Consider the following 20,254-nt stretch of genomic DNA (forward strand, 5'->3'; position numbering starts at 1 on the left):
GACAAGTTGGGAAATGGGGCTGGTGGAAAAGCGCGTAGCTTGACTCGGACCCCCCCGCAACAACAATTACCCCCTTTCAATACGCATCTTTATCTAACGTTTAACCAACATGACGCTAACCTTTCGCACCAAACTTTATTTGCCACTCGTTATTAGCTGGCTTTGCCTGTTGGGTATCAGTACAGTCAATATCTTTCAGAACAAATCCCAGCGTTTTGAGGAACGCCAGATTGCTTTGAAGTTTGCGACTGACGTCGGGATGTCAACTGTGAAGGAATATGCGGCGTTGGTTTCCTCCGGCGCATTGCAGCTGGAGGAGGCACAAAACCAGGCGCTGGCCAGGCTCAAGGCCATGCGCTACGGGAAGGATGGCTACTACACGGTCATTAATTCTCATCCTGCGGTTGTCATGCATCCGATAAAAACAGAACTCGTCGGCAAAGATGCCACTGATTTCAAGGATGCGAACGGACAGTACTTCTACAGGAATGTGGCGAACATCGCCAAAGGCGCTGGAGAGGGATGGATTGAATATGTCTGGCCAAAGCCCGGCCATGCAGATCAAAAAAAGGTGTTTCCCAAGGGCGCTTATGTGCTGACCTACAAGCCGTGGGACTGGACCTTCATCACAGGGCTTTATCTGGACGATTTGAGTGACGCCTTTATACAAGACCTGTGGAATGCCATCATTTTGCTGGGCGCTATTGGCATTGCCTTGAGCGGGATAATCTTGCTGGTCGTTCGCAGCATTGAAAAATCAATTGGCGGCGAACCGGACTACGCGGCCGGTATTGCCGGCAGCATCGCGGCCGGTGACTTGGCGGTTGACGTCAAGACGCGTCCAGGCGATAGCAGCAGCCTGCTGTTCGCCATGAAAACCATGCGCGACAGCCTGTCCAAAGTCGTGGGTGAAGTTCGCCAGGGCACCGACACCATTGCCACGGCCTCCAGCCAGATCGCGGCCGGCAACCTGGACCTGTCCTCGCGCACCGAGCAGCAGGCCAGCTCGCTCGAAGAAACCGCCGCCTCGATGGAGGAGCTGACGAGCACCGTCAAGCAAAACGCCGACAACGCCCGCCAGGCCAACCAGCTGGCGGCCTCGGCCTCGGGCGTGGCCGTCAAGGGTGGCCAGGTCGTGGCGCAGGTGGTGGATACCATGGGCGCGATCAACGCGTCGTCGAAAAAGATCGTGGACATCATCGGCGTGATCGACGGCATTGCCTTTCAGACCAACATCCTGGCGCTGAACGCTGCCGTCGAAGCCGCCCGGGCCGGCGAGCAGGGCAGGGGCTTTGCCGTGGTGGCGGCCGAAGTCCGAAACCTGGCCCAGCGCTCGGCCGCTGCAGCCAAGGAAATCAAGACCCTGATTGGCGACTCGGTGGACAAGGTCGAGGAAGGCAGCCAGCAGGTCGCCCAAGCGGGCCGGACGATGGACGAGATCGTGGACAGTGTCAAGCGCGTGACCGACATCATGGCCGAGATCACGGCCGCCAGCCAGGAGCAGACCCAGGGCATCGAGCAGATCAACCAGGCCATCACGCAGATGGACCAGGTGACGCAGCAAAACGCCGCGCTGGTCGAAGAAGCAGCCGCAGCCGCGCAGTCGCTGCAGGAGCAGGCTGCCGGCTTGAGCCAGGTGGTCAGCGTCTTCCGGCTGGAGAGCCAAGCTAAGCATTCTCTGGTCGGTGCGGCGGACCGCTACCTTACGCCGAGGGAGCCGCGAAGCGAAAAAAAGGCCCTTGCTGCGCCAGTGTTGACTGGTCCGGTGCTGTCAACGCGATAGTTATCACCGAAAAGTAACAAAATTTACCCCAAAGCTTTTGGACCCTCGGCAATAACCAAGCGCAGGCTTCTACCGCATCAACCAAAACTACTATGAACTCTTTCAAAATATCCACCCGACTGATGATACTGATAGGCATTTTGTCGATCTTGCTGATTGGTATTGGCAGCATTGGCCTGTTTGGCATCAACCAGTCCAACGACGCGCTGAAAACGGTGTATGCAGAACGCACGGTGCCGATCAGCCAGCTTGGTGAGATCGACAGCCTTTCTCTGGCAAACCAGGTGTTTCTTGCGTCCAGCTACATCACACCCACACCCGAGGACATTGCCAAAAAAACCGCCCAGATCGACGCCAATATCATGGCCATCGGCAAAATATGGGAGGCCTATATGGCAAGTTATTTGATACCAGAGGAGCGAGAAATTGCCGGAAAATTTTCCGATGCGCGCGCCAAATTTGTGCGCGAAGGCGTCAAGCCTGCCGCAGACGCACTGCGCGCGAATGACCTGGAAGATGCCAAACTGATCATGAACGAAAAGGTCGGTCCGCTTTATATTCCCGTTAAGGCGGCTTTGAACGCGCTGATCAAGCTGCAGCTTGAGGGCGCTAAAGCTCAATATGATGGCGCCATTTCGCAGTATCAAACTATTCGCAATGTGGCTATCAGCGCTATCGTTGCTGGGGTTGTGTTTGCCTTGGTTTTTGGCCTGTTCCTGATCCGAGGCATCACGCGTTCACTAGCCCAAGCCATGGCCGCTTCCAATGCGGTTGCACAAAGTGACCTGACGCAGTTCATCTTGGTCAAGGGAAAAGATGAAGTCGCCCAACTGCTGACTTCTCTCTCGGCCATGCAGTCCAGCCTGATCGGTATCGTCAGCCAGGTCCGCCAGGGCACTGACACGATAGCCAAGGCGTCCGGCCAGATTGCCGCCGGCAACCAGGACCTGTCCAGCCGCACCGAGCAGCAGGCGTCGTCACTGGAAGAGACTGCCGCCTCAATGGAAGAACTCACTTCCACCGTCAAGCAAAACGCCGACAACGCCCGCCAAGCCAACCAGCTGGCGGCCTCGGCGTCGAGCGTGGCTGTGCGCGGCGGCGTGGTGGTGGCGCAGGTGGTCGGCACGATGGGGGCCATCAACACTTCCTCGCGCAAGATCGTGGACATCATCGGCGTGATCGACGGCATCGCCTTTCAGACCAACATCCTGGCCCTGAATGCGGCGGTCGAGGCGGCCAGAGCGGGCGAGCAGGGCCGGGGCTTTGCGGTGGTGGCCGCTGAAGTCAGGAGCCTGGCGCAACGAAGCGCGGCGGCGGCTAAAGAGATCAAGACGCTGATTGGCGACTCGGTGGAAAAAGTTGAGGAGGGCAGCCGTCAGGTGGCCGATGCCGGCCGGACGATGGAAGAAATCGTGGACAGCGTCAAGCGCGTGACCGACATCATGGCCGAGATTGCAGCCGCCAGCCATGAGCAGACGCAGGGCATAGAGCAGATCAACCAGGCGATCACGCAGATGGACCAGGTGACGCAGCAAAACGCCGCATTGGTCGAAGAGGCGGCCGCGGCAGCGCAGTCGCTGCAGGAACAGGCAGCCAGCTTGAGCCAGGTGGTCAGCGTGTTCAGTCTCGATGAGGCACAAGGCACAGAGCCGGTCCACCACGTGACCGCAAGAGGCTTGGCTGGATTATCAAAAGAGGTTTCTTATGCGTGAAAAAACTGCAGCTCCAGCGTTCGTCTCCTTGGCGCGGACCCTGACTGTCCGGGCAGCCGTTGCCATATTTTTGGCCACTGTTCTGATCCTTGTCTTCTTTTACGCAATGGTGTCCTCGCAGCAACAGCGCAGCGCCTCTCAATACGCAACAGCCAAGGCGGAAAGCATCGCCCGGTCCGTGGATGTATTCGACCAGTCCATGCGCTTGACAGCGGAAAACGCGTTCGGTGTATTTAGACGTCAGTTTGGAGTGGTTCTGACGCTTGATGACGCGGCGCAAGGGTCATTGTCAAATTACGGCGTGATGATCAACGACAACACCACCGAAGTGGATGGTTTTGCCAGTACTTTTCCCGGCGGTAATGCCACCGTGTTTGTGGTGCAAGGCGAAGATTTTCGCCGAATTGCGACCTCGGTAAAAAAGGAGAATGGCGAACGCGCCGTGGGAACCCTGCTTGACCGTAAAAGTGCTGCTTACGCCGTGCTGCGTAGCGGGAAGAAGTTTGTTGGACGCGCCATGCTGTTCGGGCGTCCCTTCATGACCGTGTACGTGCCAGTGCGCGATTCGGCTGATCAAATTGTGGCGGTGCTCTACATCGGCCTGGACATATCGGCTCAAGAGGCAACTTTAAGCGCTGCGGTGAGCCAGACCAAGGTTTTCAGCACGGGGGGCCTCTATATCGTCAATCCAAACGGCGCGCCCGCTGAGGCCTCTCTGGTTTTTCATCCAACGGCTGCGGGCAAGAAACTTTCCCAGGTCCTCCCGATCCAGTCCGCTGAATGGGTCACGCGTCTGCAGAGCGACGACAACCGCTGGATCGATAACGCGCCGGCAGTCCTTGACCCCTTGCGTGTCGGACCGTTTTACGCTTCTGTAGCCAAGAGTGAATCGACGGGTTGGCTGGTGGTCGCTGAAGTTCCGGCTGCCGAGGCGCTGGCAGACCTGTATCGTCAAATGACCTGGCTGGGGGGTGTTCTGGTGCTGGCTGCAGTGATCATGGCGATTGCCCTGAGCATCGCCATTCGCCGTGCATTGCGGCCGTTAGGGCTTTTAAGCCAGCAGGTGGAGGCCATTGGCCAGGGCAACCTGTCCCAGCGACTGGTGTCGAATCGTCGCGATGAAATGGGGGTGATTACCCGAGCCGTAGAGTCCATGCGCGACAGCCTTGCCCATGTGGTGAGCGACGTAAGGCAGGGCACCGACACGATCGCGACGGCCTCCAGCCAGATCGCCGCCGGCAACATGGACCTGTCCAGCCGCACCGAGCAGCAGGCCAGCTCGCTCGAAGAAACCGCCGCCTCGATGGAGGAGCTGACGAGCACCGTCAAGCAAAACGCCGACAACGCGCGCCAGGCCAACCAGCTGGCGGCCTCGGCCTCGGGCGTCGCCGTCAAGGGCGGCCATGTCGTGTCCCAGGTGGTGCAGACCATGGGAGCGATCAACACCTCTTCGCGCAAGATCGTGGACATCATCGGCGTGATCGACGGCATCGCCTTTCAGACCAACATCCTGGCGCTGAATGCGGCTGTCGAGGCGGCCCGGGCCGGCGAGCAGGGCAGGGGCTTTGCCGTGGTGGCGGCCGAGGTCAGAAACCTGGCCCAGCGCTCGGCTGCGGCTGCCAAGGAGATCAAGACCCTGATTGGCGACTCGGTGGACAAGGTCGAGGAAGGCAGCAAGCAGGTGGCCGAAGCGGGCCGGACGATGGACGAGATCGTGGACAGCGTCAAACGCGTGACGGACATCATGGCCGAGATCACGGCGGCCAGCCAGGAGCAGACGCAGGGCATAGAGCAGATCAACCAGGCGATCACGCAGATGGACCAGGTGACGCAGCAAAACGCCGCGCTGGTCGAAGAAGCAGCCGCAGCCGCGCAGTCGCTGCAGGAGCAGGCGGCCGGCTTGAGCCAGGTGGTCAGCGTGTTCCAGCTCGATGACCGCCAGCAACATGACGAGACTCCGTCCAGGCGCACGGCGGCAAGCTACCAGCGTCCCGCGCCCCAGCAGCCACCGGCTGCCAAACGCACCATCGCCGCACCCAAAGCCAAGCGGGACATTGCACCTTTGGCGCCCAAGCCTTTAAATGCCGCAGCGTCTGCAGGTGTGAATGATTGGGAAGAGTTTTAAGGCGTGGATTGACAGTCCTTGCCTTGACAATCAATCGTTGCAAAAAAACGACCGGTTTCCCTTCAGGTTTTTGTTGCGCGTGTCGTTAACCAAATACGGCGCCCTGAAAAATCTGCCGGGATACAGGTCGTTGCTTCAGAGGATCAGGTTTTATGTCAAACAGCATGTTTTATACCGGGCTTAGCGGCTTGAACGCAGCGCAGGCGGCACTGGTGACGACGGGTCACAACACCGCCAATGTCAATACCCCGGGCTACAACCGCCAGACAGCGCAGATTGCCTCTGCGGGTGGCGCTAACACCCCGGGCGTGGGTTTCTTCGGAAATGGCGCCAAGGTGGTGGACGTCAGCCGCAGTTACGACCAGTTCCTGACCTCGCAACTCAATCAGGCCCAGTCGGCCAGCCAGTCGTTGACCACTTATTCCACGCAGATCAGCCAGATTGACAACCTGCTGGCCAATCAGACGGCCGGCCTGGCGCCACAACTGCAGACCCTGTTCTCCCATGTGCAGGCGGTGGCCAACAATCCGGCCGACCCATCGGCGCGGCAGCAACTGATCAGTTCCAGCCAGGCCCTGGCCAACCAGTTCAGGTCCATGGACCAGTACCTGACGGGCCTCAATGCCAATGTCAACGACCAGGTGTCCGGCAGCGTCGATCAGATCAATACCTATGCCCAGCAAATCGCCAGCCTCAACAAGCAAGTCGCCCTGATCGGCACTACAAGCGGCGGCCAGGCACCCAATGACCTGCTGGACCAGCGCGACCAGCTGGTCAGTGATCTGGGCCAACTGGTGGGCACCAAGGTTATGGTCCAGGATGGTGGTCAAATCAACGTCTACATGGGCAACGGGCAGGCGCTCGTGCTGGGCGACCAGGCGACCCGACTGGCAGCGGTCAGTTCCGCCGGCGATCCGGGGCGCATTGCCGTTGCCACCGTCAATGCCGCTGGCAAGACCGTGGAAATGCAGGATAGTCTGCTCTCCGGGGGCTCGCTGGGCGGGTTGCTGCAGTTTCGCAGCGAAACGCTGGCCCCCGCGCAAAATGCCCTGGGCCGCATGGCCCTTTCACTGGCGGACACCTTCAACGCCCAGCAGAAACTGGGTATGGATCTCAATGGCGCCATGGGAACCGACTTTTTTTCGCAGGCCACTCCGGGCGTGATTCCGAATGGCAAGAATGCGGGCGGCGGCACCTTGGTACCAAGGTTTTCCGACATCAGCAAATTGACCACCAGCGATTACCGTGTGGACGTGACGGGTGCTTCATCCTTCACGGTCTCGCGGCTGTCAGACAACACCGTTGTCAACCCGGATTCGACCACCGGGGCCTACGACGGTGTGACACTCACGCTGGGCGGAACTGCGGTGGCCGGTGATTCGTTCCTGCTCCAGCCCACTCGAGCCGGCGCACGCGATCTGACAGTCCGGATTTCCGATCCGGCCAAGGTGGCGGCGGCTTTGCCCATCATCACCGGCAATACGGCGGGCAATCAGGGCAGTGGTGCGATCACTGCCGGGACGGTTGAGGCGCCTTATGGCTCGCCGGCGGAGCTTGATTCTGCCGGCGTGACGCTCACGTACGACAGCTCAACCAATGAGCTTTCCGGCCTGTCAGGGGGGCCGGTGATCTACAAGCCAGGTGAGCCTATCCGCTTTAACGGCATCACGGTCACCATCAGCGGCGCCCCGGCCCATGGCGACACCTTCACCATTGCAAAAAACACCGGCGGCGTGTCCGATGGCGGCAATGCCTTGCTGCTGGGTGCGCTGCAAAACAAGAAAACGCTGGACGACGGCACGGCCAGCGTCAGCGACGCTTACAGGCAACTGGTCAGCACGGTGGGCAACAAGGCCCGTCAGGTTCAGATTGCCAATACGGCACAGGCCAGCGTGACCACGCAAATCCGCTCGGCCCAGCAGTCGGTGTCGGGCGTCAACCAGGATGAAGAAACGGCCAATTTGCTGATGTTCCAGCAGATGTACCAGGCCAATGCCAAGGTGATCCAGACTGCGTCAACCCTGTTTGATACGGTGCTGGGCATCAGCCGCTAAACCCGCGCCCAGCGCCAAGGAGTTCATGATGCGAATCAGCACCCAGTCTTTTTACGAGCAGAGCCGAACCGCCATGGGTTCGCTGCAGAGCAATCTATTGCGGGTACAGCAGCAAATGGGTGCCAACAGCAAGCTACTCGCCCCTTCGGACGACCCGCTGGGGACGACCCGGGCCATGGCCCTCGCGCAGTCCATCGCCATGAATTCGCAGTATTCGGCCAGCCGCACGCAGGCCACGCAAACCCTGACGCAGGAAGAAAGCGTGCTGCAAAGCACCACCTCCGTGCTGCAAAACGTCAAGGTCTTGCTGATCCAGGCCGGCGGCACGCTGAACGACACCGATCGCGCCAACATCGCCACCTCCCTGCAAAGCAATCTGGACCAGTTGCAGGGCCTGGCCAATACCGACGACGGCAAAGGCCAGTTCTTGTTTGCCGGTTTCAAGAGCGGTTCCGCGCCCTTCGTGCGTCAGGCCGATGGCGCGATCACGTATGCCGGGGACCAGGGTCAGCGCCTGACGCAGGTTGATGCGTCGCGGCAGATGGCCGGCGCGGATGACGGGCGCAGTATTTTTCAGTCGGTGCAAAGCGGCGCGGGCTACGTTACCTCGGCCCGTGTTGACACCGTAAATCCAAACAGCCTCGGCAACGTCGGCAGCGGCGTGTTCAATTCGACGTCGGTTGTCGATGTAAGCAACGGGAATTACGGTAAGGATTTTGAAATCAAGTTTTCCGGCACGGGTACAGTCGCCGATCCTGTGATGTTCACGGTCGATACGGTTCCAGGGCAGGCAACACTCCCTTCTGCCGAGGTTTATAAGGAAGGTCGCCCGATCACGTTCGGAGGTTTGCAGATCAGCATCAGCGGTGCGCCTGCTGCGGGCGATACCTTCAAGGTCGCCCCGGCAAAAAATGCCGGCACCGATGTCTTCAGCGCTATCAACGACGCCATCAAGGCCCTGAAAACGCCGGTGGACAACGGCGGCCCGGCCGCGCAGGCCAAAGTGCTCAATGCGCTCGGCACGGCCAACCGCAAGGTCACCAACGCGCACGACAACGTGCTGACCGTGCGCGCCTCAGTCGGCTCGCGCCTGCAGGAACTCGACGCCCTGGGCGCGACCGGCGACAGCCGTACGCTCAATGACAAGAGTTCTCTGTCCAATTTGCAGGACCTGGATTACGCCAGCGCTATTTCCGAGTTCTACCAGCGGCAAACCGCGCTGCAGGCGAGCCAGCAGACCTTTGTCAAGGTCCAGCAAATCGCATTGTTCAACTACCTGAAATAACACAATCTGCATTGGCTGATGCTGATAATGCTATTGAAATAATAGCTGTATTTGCCCGCGCAGCATGCGTTAAGGCCTTAATCCCTGCAAAATTTCCAGGGTTGACACGAAGCCTGCTGCAAACCTGGGTTCGAGAAAAGGCCCGAGGTATTCCATCAGCACCTGCAGCATGGCAATGCCCGCCAGCAGCGTGAGGGGAAAGCCCACCGCAAAAATGCTGAACTGGGGAGACGCCCGGTTCAGGATGCCCATGGCCAGGTTCAGCGTCAGCAGCGTGGCAATCAGCGGCAGCGCCAGAATCAGGCCGCCCAGGAATATCTGGCTGCCGGCCGACGCCAGTAAAAACCAGCCACCGGCGGCCAGCGGTGCGTCCGCAATTGGCAGGGTGACAAAGCTCTCCGCCAGCGTTGCGATCAGCGCCAGATGCCCGTCAACCGCCAGAAAAATCAGCATCGCCATCACATTGAGCAAGCGCGCCAGCACCATTGTGTTGCCTCCGCTCATGGGGTCAAAGAACGAGGCGAACGACAAACCCATCTGCAGGCCGATGTAGTCGCCCGCTGCCTGCACCATGGCAAACACCAGCTTCATCGAAAACCCCATGGCCGCGCCAATCAGGACTTGCTGAACAACTATCCACAAGCCAGCACCAGACACCAGCGGGACAGCGGGCAGCGGCCCAAGGGTAGGGGCGATGGCGATGGCCAGCAACACGGCCAGACCGACCTTGACGGAGCGCGGAACGACCTTTTCACTGAAAATGGGCGCTGTGCTGATGAGTGACAGCATGCGCACAAACGGCCATAAGAAGGCCACCAACCAGACGTTCAGCTGGTCCGAGGTGACCGAAAAAACCGGTGGCATCAGCCCACCAGTTGCGGAATCGAGGAAAACAGGTTGCGCATGTAATCCAGCACGATCCCCAGCATCCAGGGGCCGGCAATCACCAGGACGGCAAAAACCGCCAGCAGCTTGGGAATGAAGGACAGCGTCATTTCATTGATCTGCGTGGCCGCCTGGAAAAGGCTGATCAGCAAACCGACCACCAGCGCCGTCAACAGCAAGGGTGCGCCCAGCAGCAGTGTGAGCTTCATGGCTTCATAGCCCATGGTCATGACGGACTCGGGGGTCATTTCAGTGCATCCTCGGTGGGGTTAATCTGACCGGCTCAGGTGTAAAAGCTCTGCGCCAGAGCCCCGACCAGCAGTTGCCAGCCGTCCACCATTACGAAAAGCATCAGCTTGAACGGCAGCGCAATCGAGGCCGGCGGCACCATCATCATGCCCAGTGACATCAGGACGCTGGCCACCACCAGGTCGATGATCAGGAAGGGAATGAAGATGGTGAAACCGATCTGGAATGCGGTCTTGAGTTCGCTGATCACAAAGGCCGGCAGCAAGATCCGCAGCGGAACCTGCTCCGGCCCCTCCATGCTGCCCACTTTGCCCAGCCGGGCGAACAGCGCCAGGTCGGCTTCCCGGGTCTGCTTGAGCATGAACTGCTTGAAAGGCTCGACCCCGCGCTCCAGCGCCACTTCCGCGCTGATGGCGTTTTCGGAAAACGGCTTGTACGCTTCGCTGTGGACCTTGTCGAACACCGGTGACATCACAAAAAAGGTCAGGAATAGCGAGAGCCCGACCAGAATCTGGTTGGGCGGCGATGACTGGGTGCCGATGGCCGTGCGCAGCAACCCCAGCACAATCAGGATGCGGGTGAAGCTGGTCATTGACAGCAGCAGCGCCGGCAAAAAGGACAATGACGTGATCATGACCAGCATCTGCACGCTGAGCGACCAGGTCTGGGCGCCGCCCGGCCCCGTTGTGCTGGTGATGCCTGGCAAGCCCTGGGCCGACGCCAAGGACGGCAACAGCCACATCGCAGCCAGCACGAGCAGCAAAAGTGGCCATGCCAGGCGCCCCGGCGAGCGGACCGATGAAGCCATCGCCATCAGCCGCGTTTCAGCTTGGTCAGCCTGGACATGGAATCCAGCAGTTTTTGAGAAAAAGCGCTTTCTCCCCCCAAGCCGTTGATCGACGGGACCTGCGCATCAGGCCGTTTTTCAGCCGGCATCGTGTGCAGTGCACGAACCTGGCCGCTGGCGACACCCAGCACCAGCCATGCGTCGCCTATCTCCACCACCACCACCCGTTCGCGCTGGCCGACCATGACGCTGGACACCACCTTCAGCAGTTGGCCATTGCCCGACGGCTGCAGGCCAAAGCGCCGAACCACCCAGGCCAACAAAAAAATTAGCCCGATCACCACGGCCAGGCCCAAGCCCGCCTGTACCAGGCCGGCCGCTGCAAAGGAGCGGACCGGCTCGGCGGCTGGCGTCGGCACGGTCGGCAGTATCGCGCCCGCTGTACCGCTCAGGCCGGCAAGCAGCGAAGCGGCCATTCGGGCAAGGCGCGGCAGCTTCATCGGTTCAGTTTCTGGATGCGCTCGGACGGCGTGATGATGTCCGTCAGGCGAATGCCGAACTTGTCATTGACCACCACCACTTCGCCCTGGGCAATCAGGTAGCCGTTGATGAAGACATCCATCGGCTCGCCGGCCAGGCCGTCGAGTTCCACGATGGAGCCGTGCGAAAGCTGCAGCAGGTTCTTGATGGTGATGCGCGTGCGCCCCAACTGGGCTGTCAATTGCACCGGCACGTCCAGCACGCGGGCAATGTCACTCATCGCAATGTCAGCCACCTTGCCGGCTTGCAGCGGCGCAAAGACCCGTTCGCCCGCCGGCACCGATGCCGCTGCGGACGCACGCGCCGCCGCGGGTTCGGTGGTGATTGCTTGCTCGGCCATTGCTTCGGCCCAGTCGTCAGCCGCGTCTTTGGCTGCATCTTGCTTGTTGCCGTCACTCATGGTTGCTTTCGGTGCTTGAATCACTGGTTTGGTGGGTAATCATTTTCTGTACCCGAAGGGCGTAGCAATTGTTGGAGGTGCCATAGCTGCATTCCATGACTGGAACGCCATTGACCTTGGCGGTAATCGATGTCGGAATCTCGACCGGCAGCACATCACCAACTTTGAGTTTCAGCAATTCGCCAATGCTCGAATCGATGGTCAGGAACTGCGCCACCAGTTCCACATCGGCGCTGGTCACTTGCTGCGACAGTTGCGCTATCCAGCGGGTGTCCACTTCCACTTCAGCCAGCAGCGGGTTCGCCAGCAGGTCGCGTATCGGCTGAATCATCGAGTAGGGGATGCAAATGGTCAGCGATCCGCCGATCTGGCCAAACTCGATCCGAAACGTGGTTGAAACCACCACTTCATTGGGTGCCACGATGTTGACGCGCTTGATCTGCAGCTCTGAACGCAGGTATTCGAAATCGAGCGGATAGACGGGCTGCCAGGCCTTGCCGTAGCTGTCCAGCGTCAGGCCCAGCAGGCGCTTGATGATGCGTTGCTCTGTCGGCGTGAAGTCGCGGCCTTCTACCCGGATTTGAAAGCGCCCGTCGCTGCCAAACAAATTGTCCACCACCAAAAACACCAGTTTGGGCTCAAAGACAAACAGCGCCGCCCCGCGCAACGGCTTCATCTGCACCATATTGATATTGGCCGGCACCGGCAAATTCCTCACGAAGTCGCTGTACTTCTGGATCTGCACGTTTCCCACCGAAATGTCGGCACTGCGGCGCATGTAGACCAGCAACGAGGAGCGCAGGTCCCGCGCAAAGCGCTCGTTGATGACCTCCAGCGTCGTCATCCGGCTGCGCACAATGCGCTCGTCCGTGCCAAGGCTGTAGTTCAGCGCCTGCTTGGGCTCTGGCCGCTGCGCAGATACCGGCTTTGGTGATTGAGCGGCCTCATCGACGTCGCCTGTGATCCCCTGCAGCAGTGCATCCACCTCGTCCTGAGAAAGCTCGTGTTTATTGTCCATTGACAAGTTTTTTCAGACTGCCGTTACTGCAGCATAAAAGAGGTGAACATCACGCCGGCAATCTTTTGTTGCGGCAGGTTGGGCGCAAAAGGCTGGCTCAGTGCACTTAATATTTCACCGCTCAGCCTGCCCTTGCCCTCCGGTGTGGTCAGGGAATCGGCCTCGCGGTTGGACAGCGTGCTGAGAACCCGGCTGCGCACCTCCGGCAAATACTGGGCTATCTGGGTCTGGGATTTGCCATCTGTCATTTTCAGCGTGACGGCCACATGCAAGAAGCGGCTGCGGCCGCCAGGTTGCAAGTTAACAGTGAACGGCTCCAGGGGAACAAAAATCGGGTCCTCGACCTTCAAGACGGCCGTGGTCTTGGAGGGTGTCTTGTTCAGGTAATAGTAGGCGCCACCGGCTGCGCCTGCCAGTCCCAGTACAAGCAGGCAAGACAGCAACACGATGCGCAGTTTGCTTCTGCCTGGAGGATTGCCGTCTTCGATGCTGTTGGCCATAACTTTAGTGCGTGAGAATGAAAACCGATTGTTGGCCGGATTGGCCTGAACTCATGGCTTGATAAAACGGGGGAAAGCGCTTCAACTCCGGCGTTTGCTGCCCGCCATGAATTTGTCCGGCTCTGTCCGCTCAGGCGTAGGTGTCAATGCGCGTGCTGATGCTGCGGACCTGCGCCGTGACGGGCCGGCCAGGCAAGAGCGGGTCGGTTTCGGCCATACGGTAGCTTCCGCGTGGCGACTGGCCATTCTGGCCGTTCTGACCGTTGGCAAATGCCGTTTGCGGCTGGCTTTCGGCGCCCACCGACGTATTGCCCAAACTGATGCCGCTCTCGGCCAGCTGCGCCCGCAATTGCGGCAAGGCAGCCTCTACCGCCGCCCGAACCGACGAATGGGCTGAAACAAACATGGCCTGCATCTGCTGGTCGTTGATGCTCAGCGTGACCTTCAACGGGCCCAGCCCGGGGGGATTGAGCTGCAGTTCGGCGATCTGGTGATCTGCCGTGCCCATGTAGATCACCTGCTGGCCAAGCGCCTTGGTCCATTCGCTGCTGCCCACTGGCGGCGCCAGCAATGCCGTGGCAACGGGCGCCGGCGTGCTCAATGCTGAAGCGCCGGCTGATGTCTGTAATACAGCGCCCGCAGGCTGCAACAGCAATGCGCCGCTGGTGCCCGCCGTGGCATCTGCTGCAAATAGCGACAGATCAGCGCGTGCATCGCCGGATTGGCGTGCAGCCGAGTCTTCGTCGCCTTGCTTAGCGGACGGGCCTGACAGGTCTTCGCTGGCTGCCCCGGCTTGAGCAGCAAAGGCGCGCGTGGGCGACGCAGATGCCGTTCCATCTTGGATGGCCGCAGCCCCGGCTTTTACGGGCGTTTGTATTGCGCTCTTGGGGCCAGCTGCCGTCAGGAGATCGGCCAGCGCAGCCTGCGCATTGGCGTCGGCAGCCACTTCGGGTGCCTCGGCCGTTGCGCCTTCTGCCAGAGGTGTTTCTGCCAGCGGGTCATTTATTGCAGTATCGGTTCGCCCCAAAACATTGTCGCCGGATGAGGCAGATCCGGCCGGCAGCGCTTCAGCCGCCAATCGACGTTCAAACGGCGTCAGCAACGCCTGCATGGGATTGACCATCTCCTGCGGCTCGGTCTTTTCCGGGTCGGCCTGGCGGCGTGCGGGCGTGGCTGCCTTGACGACAGATTTCTCCTCGGCAGGCGGCCGGGAACGTGCCAGGGCCTCGCCAAAACTGCCCGGCTGGTTCTGCGCCTGGCCGTCGGCGCGCGCTGATGCCTTGCCGCCGGGGCTGGCCGATGGGGCTGGCCCGATGCTGGCCGGGAGAGTGATGGACATGGCAGGCTCCGGTCAATCTTGTGGTTCAGTCCGCCAGGGCGGTGGTGCGCAGGTAAAACTGCCGGGCAGAGCGCTCGTCGCTTTCGCGTTGTTCCTTCTTGCCGGCGACCAACATTTCCTGCTGGCGCACCCGGTCAGCCAGCGTGTCAAAAGACGTCAGGCGCCGCTTGTTGTGCTGCCAGTCGCTGCGCCCCAGTCCCAGCCGGGTATCGGCCTGCAGCGTCAGGGCGCGCTGCTGCTCGATGGCGCCATCAAGCGTACCAATGAAATTCTGGAAGTTGCGCACCTGCGCCGAGGGCATGCCGCCCTGCATCTGCCCGTTGAACTGCTCCAGGTACTCCTGCCGGTACTGCAGCAGCATGTCCAGCTTGGCGGCTGCGCTGGTATGGGCGTTTTGCAGCTGGCCCAACCGGCGGCTGGCCTGGTCGGTTTTGGTCTGGGCCAGTTCGATCAGCGTGGCAAGCGGTAGTTTTTCAGCCATGGGTGTCCTTGCGGTTTTTCAGTGGGCTAGCGGGCGTTGAAAATGCCATGCAGCTGGCTGATCGATGCGGCGTAGTCGGCCTGCTCGTCCATCGTCTGCTGCAAAAAAGCTTCGATCTTTGGGTACAGCGCAATGGCCTTGTCCAGTTGCGCGTCGTGGCCGGGCGCGTAAGCCCCGACGCTGATCAGGTCGCGGTTGCGCTGGTAGCGCGACAGCATCTGCTTGACACTGCGCACCGATTCAAACTGCGACGGCTCGATCAAGGCCGTCATGGCGCGGCTGATCGACGCTTCAATGTCAATCGCCGGGTAGTGGCCCGACTCGGCCAGGCTGCGCGACAGCACCACATGGCCGTCCAGAATGGCGCGGGCCGAATCGGCAATCGGGTCCTGCTGGTCGTCGCCTTCGGTCAGCACCGTGTAGAACGCGGTGATCGAGCCGCCCTGGCCCTCGGCATTGATCTCGCCATTGCCCGCGCGCTCGACCAGCGCCGGCAGCTTGGCGAACACCGACGGCGGGTAGCCCTTGGTGGCCGGCGGCTCGCCTACGGCCAGCGCAATCTCGCGCTGGGCCATGGCGTAACGCGTCAGCGAGTCCATGATCAGCAGCACGCTTTTTCCCCGGTCCCGAAAGTACTCGGCCAGGCAGGTGGCGTATGCGGCGCCCTGGAGCCGCAGCAGCGGCGAGTTGTCGGCCGGCGCGGCCACCAGCACGGCCCTGGCCATGCCTTCCTTGCCCAGCGTGTTGTCGATGAAGTCCTTGACTTCGCGGCCGCGCTCGCCAATCAGGCCGACCACGATCACGTCGGCGCTGGTGTAGCGCGCCATCATGCCCAGGAGCACGCTTTTCCCCACGCCAGAGCCGGCAAACAGGCCCATGCGCTGGCCGCGCCCCACGGTCAGCATGGCGTTGATGGCGCGCACGCCCGTGTCCAGCACGTCCTTGATGGGCGCGCGCGTCAGCGGATTGACCGGCGCCCGCGACAGCGGCACTTCCAGTTCGAAATCGAGCGGCCCCAGGCCGTCGAGCGGCCGGCCCGAGGCGTCGACCACCCGGCCCAGCATGCCTTCGCCGACCGGCAGCCGTTTGGTGCGCGGCCCGGCAGCGCCGGCGCAGGCTGGCGACTCCAGCGCATACACGCGCGCGCCTGGCAGCAAGCCATCCACCGCGCTCAACGGCATTAACAGGATTTTGTCGCCCGCAAAGCCGACCACCTCGGCTTCGGCGGTTTTTTGCGGATAGCCGGGCGGCAGCTCGATCAGGCAGTCGCTGCCCACCGGCAGGCGCAGCCCCACCGCTTCCAGCACCAGGCCGACGGCGCGCGTCAGCCGCCCGTAAGTGCGAACCGGAACGCTCAGGCTGACGGCGGCGCGTGCCTCGCCCAGCGCCGCCTGCCAGGCAGCGACATGCGGATTTTCGGCGGCCGTGGCAGGGTGCTCCGTCATGCTGAATCAGGCGCCAAGCTGGCCGGTGTCTCGCTTCTCGCCAGTGCTGCGGCCACCCGTTCCCAGCGCGCCTGCACCGTCGCATCCCGCTCACCACTGCTGGCCGTCACACGGCAGCCACCGCGCGTGATCTGGGCATCGGCCCGCAGGCGCCAGCCGGCCGCGTTCAAGTCGTCCGCCAAAAGCTCTTTCACCAGCGCCGCATCGTCGGGGTGCAGCAGCAGTTGCGGCGCGCCGGACAATGCCGGCTCGGCCTGCAGCAACTCATGCACCACGGCCAAAATCGCCTGCGGCTCTGCCGTGAGTGCCTGGCCCAGCACCTGGCGGGCAACGTCCAGCGCCAGCGCCAGCAGGTCATCGGCCACGCTGCTCTCGGCCAGGCGCAGGGCCGCCGGCAAGGCCAGCGTCAGCGCCTGCAGTTGCCCGGCCTGGGCCTGGGTAGCGGCCAATCCGGCCGCCAGCCCGGCCGCATGTCCTTCTGCCAACCCACGCGCGTAACCCTGTTTGTGGCCTTCGGCTTCACCGGTTTTTTGTGCTTCGAGCCGCAGGCGGGCCAGCTCGGCCTCGTCGATCAGCAAGGCCGGCTCTAACGGCTGCAGTTCAGGCTCCGGTGCGGCTTGCGCGGCGCCGGACTGCATGTCTTGTGCGAACGAGGTCATTTCCCAACGTTGCCAGGCGGTCTGCTGCGGCCGGCTAGACATACGCATCGCCGCCTGGGGTGCCCATTACAATCTCGCCGGAATCCGACAGGCGGCGCACGACCTGCAGGATGGCCTTTTGCGCCGTCTCGACCTGCGACACGCGCACCTGGCCGCGCATTTCAATGTCTTCGCGCAGCGATTCGGCGGCACGGGTGGACATGTTTTTCAGGAACTTTTCGCGCAGTACTTGCGGCGCACCTTTGAGTGCAATGATCAGCGACTCCGAATCGATCTCCTTGAGCAGCAACTGGATGCCGCGGTCCTCGATTTCGAGCAGATTTTCGAACAGGAACATTTCGTCGATCATTTTTTGCGCCAGCACTTCGTCGTATTGGCGCACATGCTTGATCACGCTGGATTCCTGCAGGCTGCTCATCAGGTTGACAATTTCAGCCGCCGCCCGGATGCCGCCCAGGCTGCTGCGCTTGACGCCTTCACCCGACAAGATATCGGACAGCACCTCAGTCAGTTCCTGCAGCGCGGCTGGCTGCACGCCCCCGAAAGTCGCCACGCGCAGCACGGCATCGTGACGCACCCGTTCAGGCAGCTTTTCCAGCACCGCCGCGGCCTTGCTGCGGTCCATGTGAATCAGCAGCGTGGCAATGATCTGCGGATGCTCGTCTCGAATGAGCTCCACCACTTCGACGGCCTCCAGCTGGTTGAGCCGTTCGATTCCGTTGGCTGATTCGCTGGTCTTGAAGATTTTTTCGAGCACGACGGCGGCGCGGTCGCTGCCCAGCGCCTTGTTCAGCACGCTTCGCAAATAGCTGCTGGTGTTCAGGTGCAGTGCCGAGTACTGCTCGGTTTCGGTGCGGAACTCTTCCAGCACCTCGCTCACCTCTTCATGCTTGACCTGCGTCAGTGCGGCCATGGCGACACCCAGCGACTGAACAGTGCTTTGCGGTAACAGCTTCAAGACGCTGCCGGCGCCTTCTTCGCCGAGCGACATCAAAAAAATGGCGCTTTTTCTGATGCCCTTATTCATCATCATTCTCCATCCAGTGCTTCATCAGTGCCGCCGCGATCTGGGGATCCTTCTGGGCCATGTCTTGCGCGTACTTCGTGTTTTCCAGGTGGCGCTGTTCTTGCCGTTCCTGGCCCTGCGCCTGCGCCTCTACCTTCAGCCGCGTCTGCTCCGGGTCGGCCTGCGCCACGGACGCTTCCTTGCCTGGCGCCGGCAGCGAAACTTGTGCGGGTTTCAAAAAATGGCGCAGCAATGGCCGCAGTACGGAAAACCACACAAACAGCGCTAGCAGGGCGAGCATCAGGTAGTTGCCCCCGTTTTTGGCCAGCTCAATGTTTTCGGGCTGTTTCCATAGCGGTAACTCGACCACCTCAATGGTGTCGGAGGCAAACGCACTGTTGACCACGTTCAGCGAATCGCCGCGCTCGGTACTAAAACCCATCGCTTCCTTGACCAGGTTGTTGACCTGTTCGAGTTCGAGGGCCGTCAGCGCCTGCGCCGTGCGCTTGCCTTTGCTGTCCGCGACGCTCCGGAAGTTGACCACCACGGCTGCCGACAGTCGCTTGACGCTGCCGGCGCCTTGCTGCACATGGCGTATCGAGCGGTCCAGTTCGTAGTTGATGGTGCCGTCCTTGCGCGCCGTGCCCGTGCTTGCCGCGGGTGGCGCCGCGCTGGCCGGTGCGGCCGGAGCAACCAGTGCGCCTGGCGTGGCTGGCGTGGCTGGCATAGCCTGGCCCGCCGGCGTGGTGACGATGGGCGCCACCGGGTTGACCGGTGGCTGGTTGCTCAAGGCGCCCGGCACACCGCCAGCCGCACCCATGCCCGGCTGGCTGGACTCGCTCGACTGCTCGCTGCGGATAGCCGCGCTGCCCGGTGCCTGGTTCGGCCGGTAGGTTTCGTTGGTGTTCTCCACCACCGAAAAATCAATTTCTGCCGCCACCTGCGCATGCACATTGGTCGCGCCCATCAGGGGCTGCAATATCGCTTCAATGCGCCGGATGTAGCCCTGCTCGATCTCCTGCGTGTATTTGAGCTGGCTCACGTCCAGGCCGCGCGTACCGCTATTGGCCGCCGACAGCAGGTTGCCGCCTTGGTCCACCACGGTGATGCTTTTGGCTGACAGTTCCGGCACGCTGCTGGAAATCAAATGCACGATGGCGCTGATCTGGCCTTCGTCAATGCTGCGCCCGCGGTGCAGCGACAACACCACCGAGGCGCTGGGCTTTTTCTGGTCACGCACGAACAGCGACGGCTTGGGCAGCGCCAGGTGCACGCGCGCCGACTCGACGGCTGAAATGGAGTTGATCGACCGCGCCAGTTCGCCTTCCAGCGCACGCTGGTAATTGATCTGCTCGGCAAACTGGCTGGTGCCGAACTTCTGGTTGTCCATCAACTCAAAGCCAACCGTACCGCCTTTGGGCAGCCCCTGCGCAGCGAGCTTCAGTCGTGCTTCCGGCGCCTTGCTGGCCTCCACCAGCAAGGCGCCGCCGCCGCCGGCAAACTTGTACGGAATGTTCATCTGCTGCAGCGACGCGATGATGGCACCGCCGTCACGGTCTGACAGGTTGGTGTACAGCACGCCGTAGTCAGGCTGGCGGCTCCACATCCACATCGCGGCAATCACCGCCAGGGCGAAAGAAGCGCCAATGATCAGCGGCAGGCGCGGATTGGCGCGCAACTGCTCCAGAAAAGGAAGGGTGCTGGACGCGGCTGCGCCCGTGCCCACCGCGGCGGTACTCATGCGCTCACCTGGCCAATGCCTCAGCGAGCGGTTGCCGCGCGCTGACGGCGCGATGGCAACTCCAATGTGAGCCGGGCGGGTAGCCCGGTGAAACGACTGATGGCATACAACAAGTGGTAAGGAGAAGGGGAAAGGGGCTGGCCCGTCCGGTGCGGCCAAGGCACCCCCTGCCTTGTGACGGATTGTCAGAGTGCAGCGCCGTACTTGATCGCCTGAATAGCCGGGGCTTTTGGCATCTTTTGGCG

The 20,254-nt window shown here is 61.4% G+C and carries 18 protein-coding genes; 5 read left to right on the forward strand and 13 right to left on the reverse strand.

Going from position 1 to position 20,254, the window contains the following annotated elements:
* Nucleotides 1–109 precede the first annotated feature (109 nt).
* The 5 genes from H4V98_RS07485 to flgL all read left to right on the forward strand — a co-directional run bounded on the left by H4V98_RS07485 (nucleotide 110) and on the right by flgL (nucleotide 8,959).
* Complete coding sequence (locus H4V98_RS07485) at nucleotides 110–1,783, forward strand: methyl-accepting chemotaxis protein (RefSeq protein WP_280757391.1); 1,674 nt, start codon at nucleotides 110–112, stop codon at nucleotides 1,781–1,783.
* A 92-nt stretch (nucleotides 1,784–1,875) separates the two neighbouring features.
* Nucleotides 1,876–3,495 (forward strand): methyl-accepting chemotaxis protein, encoded by a 1,620-nt coding sequence (locus tag H4V98_RS07490; RefSeq protein WP_280757392.1) that lies wholly within the window; start codon nucleotides 1,876–1,878, stop codon nucleotides 3,493–3,495.
* The gene (locus H4V98_RS07495; RefSeq protein ID WP_280757393.1) at nucleotides 3,488–5,620 is read left to right on the forward strand and encodes a methyl-accepting chemotaxis protein; all 2,133 of its coding nucleotides are present in this window, start codon (nucleotides 3,488–3,490) and stop codon (nucleotides 5,618–5,620) included. Before H4V98_RS07490 ends, H4V98_RS07495 begins: the two co-directional genes overlap by 8 nt.
* Before the next feature lie 152 nt (nucleotides 5,621–5,772).
* Nucleotides 5,773–7,674 carry a flagellar hook-associated protein FlgK gene (gene flgK / locus H4V98_RS07500; protein WP_280757394.1) on the forward strand — a complete coding sequence of 634 codons (1,902 nt, stop codon included), beginning with the start codon at nucleotides 5,773–5,775 and terminating at the stop codon, nucleotides 7,672–7,674.
* A 28-nt stretch (nucleotides 7,675–7,702) separates the two neighbouring features.
* The gene (gene flgL / locus H4V98_RS07505; RefSeq protein ID WP_280757395.1) at nucleotides 7,703–8,959 is read left to right on the forward strand and encodes a flagellar hook-associated protein FlgL; all 1,257 of its coding nucleotides are present in this window, start codon (nucleotides 7,703–7,705) and stop codon (nucleotides 8,957–8,959) included.
* 69 nt (nucleotides 8,960–9,028) lie between these two features.
* Here flgL and fliR read toward each other — a convergent pair whose 3' ends face one another.
* From fliR to fliF, 13 genes are all read right to left on the reverse strand, one after another.
* Entirely contained in the window at nucleotides 9,029–9,823 is a 795-nt protein-coding gene (gene fliR / locus H4V98_RS07510) for a flagellar biosynthetic protein FliR (RefSeq protein WP_280757396.1), read from the reverse strand.
* Nucleotides 9,823–10,092: a flagellar biosynthesis protein FliQ gene (gene fliQ, locus H4V98_RS07515; protein ID WP_196861649.1), complete on the reverse strand. Its 270-nt coding sequence runs from the start codon at nucleotides 10,090–10,092 to the stop codon at nucleotides 9,823–9,825. Before fliQ ends, fliR begins: the two co-directional genes overlap by 1 nt.
* A gap of 35 nt (nucleotides 10,093–10,127) precedes the next feature.
* Nucleotides 10,128–10,901, reverse strand: a complete 774-nt coding sequence (gene fliP / locus H4V98_RS07520) for a flagellar type III secretion system pore protein FliP (protein WP_280757845.1) — start codon at nucleotides 10,899–10,901, stop codon at nucleotides 10,128–10,130.
* A gap of 5 nt (nucleotides 10,902–10,906) precedes the next feature.
* Nucleotides 10,907–11,380, reverse strand: coding sequence for a flagellar biosynthetic protein FliO (gene fliO, locus H4V98_RS07525; RefSeq protein WP_280757397.1), 474 nt, complete (start codon nucleotides 11,378–11,380; stop codon nucleotides 10,907–10,909).
* Entirely contained in the window at nucleotides 11,377–11,820 is a 444-nt protein-coding gene (gene fliN, locus H4V98_RS07530) for a flagellar motor switch protein FliN (protein WP_196861652.1), read from the reverse strand. Before fliN ends, fliO begins: the two co-directional genes overlap by 4 nt.
* Complete coding sequence (fliM, locus tag H4V98_RS07535) at nucleotides 11,813–12,838, reverse strand: flagellar motor switch protein FliM (RefSeq protein WP_280757398.1); 1,026 nt, start codon at nucleotides 12,836–12,838, stop codon at nucleotides 11,813–11,815. Before fliM ends, fliN begins: the two co-directional genes overlap by 8 nt.
* Nucleotides 12,839–12,861: 23 nt before the next feature.
* Complete coding sequence (gene fliL / locus H4V98_RS07540) at nucleotides 12,862–13,338, reverse strand: flagellar basal body-associated protein FliL (RefSeq protein ID WP_196861654.1); 477 nt, start codon at nucleotides 13,336–13,338, stop codon at nucleotides 12,862–12,864.
* Between the two features lie 130 nt (nucleotides 13,339–13,468).
* Nucleotides 13,469–14,677, reverse strand: a complete 1,209-nt coding sequence (locus H4V98_RS07545; RefSeq protein WP_280757399.1) for a flagellar hook-length control protein FliK — start codon at nucleotides 14,675–14,677, stop codon at nucleotides 13,469–13,471.
* Nucleotides 14,678–14,702: 25 nt separating this feature from the next.
* Nucleotides 14,703–15,158, reverse strand: a complete 456-nt coding sequence (fliJ, locus tag H4V98_RS07550) for a flagellar export protein FliJ (protein ID WP_196861656.1) — start codon at nucleotides 15,156–15,158, stop codon at nucleotides 14,703–14,705.
* 26 nt (nucleotides 15,159–15,184) lie between these two features.
* On the reverse strand, nucleotides 15,185–16,603 hold the full coding sequence (gene fliI / locus H4V98_RS07555; RefSeq protein ID WP_196861657.1) for a flagellar protein export ATPase FliI: 1,419 nt from the start codon (nucleotides 16,601–16,603) through the stop codon (nucleotides 15,185–15,187).
* The gene (fliH, locus tag H4V98_RS07560; protein ID WP_231374284.1) at nucleotides 16,600–17,304 is read right to left on the reverse strand and encodes a flagellar assembly protein FliH; all 705 of its coding nucleotides are present in this window, start codon (nucleotides 17,302–17,304) and stop codon (nucleotides 16,600–16,602) included. The genes fliI and fliH overlap by 4 nt, the downstream gene beginning before the upstream one ends.
* Nucleotides 17,297–18,292, reverse strand: coding sequence for a flagellar motor switch protein FliG (fliG, locus tag H4V98_RS07565; protein ID WP_196861836.1), 996 nt, complete (start codon nucleotides 18,290–18,292; stop codon nucleotides 17,297–17,299). The genes fliH and fliG overlap by 8 nt, the downstream gene beginning before the upstream one ends.
* The gene (fliF, locus tag H4V98_RS07570) at nucleotides 18,282–20,009 is read right to left on the reverse strand and encodes a flagellar basal-body MS-ring/collar protein FliF (RefSeq protein WP_196861659.1); all 1,728 of its coding nucleotides are present in this window, start codon (nucleotides 20,007–20,009) and stop codon (nucleotides 18,282–18,284) included. The genes fliG and fliF overlap by 11 nt, the downstream gene beginning before the upstream one ends.
* Between the last annotated feature and the right edge of the window lie 245 nt (nucleotides 20,010–20,254).

Source organism: Polaromonas sp. CG_23.6 (assembly GCF_029892315.1).
Lineage (GTDB): Bacteria > Pseudomonadota > Gammaproteobacteria > Burkholderiales > Burkholderiaceae_C > Polaromonas.